This window comes from Pseudoxanthomonas japonensis (genome assembly GCF_010093445.1).
Lineage (GTDB): Bacteria > Pseudomonadota > Gammaproteobacteria > Xanthomonadales > Xanthomonadaceae > Pseudoxanthomonas_A > Pseudoxanthomonas_A japonensis.
The window spans coordinates 1-473 of sequence record NZ_PDWW01000073.1; the positions used below are offsets into that span (position 1 = coordinate 1).

Below are 473 nucleotides of genomic sequence, written 5' to 3' on the forward strand. Positions count from 1 at the left end.
CATGCCGAGCAACCACTTGTGGGTACCGTCGGTGGAGGGCTTTTCGAACTGTATCTGTGGAACCACGACCTCGGCATGTTGCTGCAGCTTCGCGCGCAGCGCCTTGCCGAGGTCGGTCATGGCATCGAAATCGGTGACATAACGGTGATGGATCCACTTCATCACCTGATGGGCGCGGTAACGCTGTTCGCCGAGCGTATCGGCGAAGAAGCGCTCCAGGCCCTCGCGATCGAGGTCGAGCAGATTCTGTTTCTTGGCGACCTCGTTCACGGCATGGACTCAGCGCGAGACCACTTCGGTCGCGGCGAAGAAGTACGCGATTTCAAAAAACATCTGACGGATACCCTTCATATCCTTCAGCAGTACTCGTGACTGTTCCATGTGCTAGCCAAACGATACGCTGTAGTAGCGACAGCTGGCTAATCTGATAGCTCACAATAACAAGCCATAGCTCGCGACCTTGTCTAGACATC

The 473-nt window shown here is 55.4% G+C and carries 1 pseudogene; it reads right to left on the bottom strand.

The features are described from left to right. A pseudogene (locus tag CSC78_RS18820) lies at positions 1 to 270 on the bottom strand (23S rRNA (adenine(2503)-C(2))-methyltransferase RlmN); the annotation flags it as partial. Positions 271 to 473 lie beyond the last annotated feature (203 nt).